The organism is Cetobacterium sp., from assembly GCF_977044495.1.
Map to the genome: position 1 here is coordinate 1 of NZ_CDRRQU010000093.1, position 2,467 is coordinate 2,467.

The following is a 2,467-nucleotide window of genomic DNA, read 5'->3' on the forward strand; positions in this document are numbered from 1 at the left end:
GAAACTTTACTCTTATGCTAATTCCAGTAATTAGAATCTTCTATCTTTGTTTCAATATATTTAATCAGTTTATTTATAACAAGTTCCTCATTTCTTACACTATTTTTACATCTTTCTAATGCATAAGACACTTCATATGTAGTTATCTTTTTCAATAATTCTAATCTATTTTCTTCTCTTTTCTTTTTTACTAATATTCTTATTGCTATTTTAATTAATTCTTCTTCCTTTGCTTTATATAAATATAACTTTATACTTTTTAATATTTTACTTGCTTCTAAATCTATTTTACCTACTTTATATTCTTTTAGTACTTTTTGTGCATCTTCTAAATCTTTATCTGTAATTTTTTCTACTAGTTCTTCTTTTATTTCTGGTACTATTATTGGCTCTTTTTTTACTTCTACTGGCTTTATTTCTTCTTTCTTTTTTTCTACTTTTACCGATTCATAAGTTTTGTTAATTACTTGTGGCTTAGGAATTTCACAATAATTGATATACACTATATTAGGCTTTTCTACATCATCCCAAACATCTTTTATTAGTCCTACTCTATTTAATTCTTTATGAATTTTAGTAACTGTATTTATAGATACATTTAAAGTATTCATTAAATATTTTCTTGGATTTTCTATATATACTTTTCCATCTTTATCTTTCTTCACATTTCTATTTTGTTGTATCAAATCTCTATAAACACAATATGCTACTTTTGAATTTAGTCCTATATCTTTATATTTATTATCTTCGAACAAAAATTTATATAGTTTAAAAAATCTATTCATACCTTATATTTTAAAATGGATAACAATCTTAAATTATTGTTATCCCTTTTATGGCTTTTTGCTATTTCTAACTCTCCCACACTTTTTATTTATTTTTGAAATAGCTTTGTAAACCATTTTAATTCCTCCAAACTTAAGAATTTATAGAAGCTTCTTCTTGTTTTTGTAAGTAATTATCTAGTGCTTCTTTTCTAAATAATACTTTTCCTCCAACTCGTGAGCATGGTATTTTCTTTCTCTTTACTAGCTGTGTAACTAACCAGTATGATACTCCTAAATACTCTGCTGTCTCTTTCATTGTTAGAGTTGTTCTCGTTACTTTCTCAAGTTCCATATACTCACCTACCTTTCTAGTAATTGTTTGGATTACAATTACTAATTATAATTTTAATTGTATATAAGGAGTAGTTTATGAAAGAATTAGAAATTGCTTTTGATTTAAAAGGTTTTCAAGAATATTTTATAAAATATAAAAAGGAAGAATATAAAGGTGAACTTGCTAAAGGTAAAACTAAACCATATTATATCTTTGAAAAGAAAAAGCCTAGTCCTGAAAATTTAGGTACATTCCTTTTAGCTTTCTTAAACACAGATTTTAAGAAAAAGGAAACTTGTAAAGACTTTATATTTGAATACTTATATGTTAATTTATTGACTTTAATAAATAATAGAATTCATTTAGAAAGTGAAATACATGGTGATGATATATTACCTACAGATATAACTAAAGTTTCTTATGATATTATTCTATCTGATGAAGAAATAGATTATTATTTTAATGAAATGTATACAAAATTTAAAGATACTTTAATATACTATCAAAAACTATATACAGCTGTTGCTAACTTTAAATATTTTGATTTTCTTGCTAAAGAAATAACTTCTCAAAGTAAAGAGAATAAATTAAAGAAATCTATGATAAAAGAATCTAGCAAAACAGAAACCTATCACACTTCACTTTCAAATATTGCTACAACTACTTTATTTTTAAATATCAATTTTAATTTAAGAACATTTTTTACAGATAAAAATAGAAACTTTATTATAGAAAATATTCCATATAGCTTTTCTTCTAAATACTTTTACGATATTTTATTTATAAGTTTTAGAGAATTTGCTTATATAAAAAAAGATATAATTATACAACAATGTGAGAATTGTAAAAAGTATTTTATACCTACAACTGCTCACGATACCAAATATTGTGATTCTGTATTTAGTGGTAAAAAAACTTGTAAAGAAATTGGTGTTCAAAAAGCTTATGCTGAGAAGTTAGAAAATGATAGACTTTTAAAAAAATGGAGAACTCGATATCAAACACTTGCTGGACTTGTTTCAAAAACTAAACCTGGTTCTAAATCCAAAGCTGCAGAAATGTATGAATACTATAAAAAAGAAGGAGCTATAATGAAAGATAAATATGAAAAAGGTGAAATTACTGGAAAGAAATTCGAGGAATGGATTGATAGTACATGGTTAAGAAAAAGCCACTAACTAAAGTGGCTTTTTTTATATTTTAAACAATTTTTCTTTTTGGCTAAGTTCCAATATTGTATATTTTTTTATTTCTTCTTCACCTATTTCCTTAATTCTTTCTTTTAATATTGGTATAATAAATTGTCCATTTATTTTCTCACATATTTTGAATATTGTCTTTAGCTGATTAATATGTGTTGTTTCTA

3 protein-coding genes are annotated in these 2,467 nt (G+C 24.0%); 1 reads left to right on the forward strand and 2 read right to left on the reverse strand.

The features are described from left to right. Positions 1–17: 17 nt before the first annotated feature. Positions 18–785 carry a replication initiator protein A gene (locus tag ACWI69_RS12045; RefSeq protein WP_448822077.1) on the reverse strand — a complete coding sequence of 256 codons (768 nt, stop codon included), beginning with the start codon at positions 783–785 and terminating at the stop codon, positions 18–20. A 133-nt stretch (positions 786–918) separates the two neighbouring features. Further along, the gene (locus tag ACWI69_RS12050; protein WP_448822078.1) at positions 919–1,119 is read right to left on the reverse strand and encodes a helix-turn-helix domain-containing protein; all 201 of its coding nucleotides are present in this window, start codon (positions 1,117–1,119) and stop codon (positions 919–921) included. A 77-nt stretch (positions 1,120–1,196) separates the two neighbouring features. Between ACWI69_RS12050 and ACWI69_RS12055 the strand changes: the two genes are divergently transcribed. Beyond that, complete coding sequence (locus ACWI69_RS12055; RefSeq protein WP_448822079.1) at positions 1,197–2,279, forward strand: DUF6076 domain-containing protein; 1,083 nt, start codon at positions 1,197–1,199, stop codon at positions 2,277–2,279. The last annotated feature ends 188 nt before the right edge of the window (positions 2,280–2,467 follow it).

Bases quoted from the DNA above. Each gene is read 5' to 3' on its own strand.
- ACWI69_RS12045 (WP_448822077.1), bottom strand. From the start codon at position 785: ATGAATAGATTTTTTAAACTATATAAATTTTTGTTCGAAGATAATAAA.
- ACWI69_RS12050 (WP_448822078.1), bottom strand. From the start codon at position 1,119: ATGGAACTTGAGAAAGTAACGAGAACAACTCTAACAATGAAAGAGACA.
- ACWI69_RS12055 (WP_448822079.1), top strand. From the start codon at position 1,197: ATGAAAGAATTAGAAATTGCTTTTGATTTAAAAGGTTTTCAAGAATAT.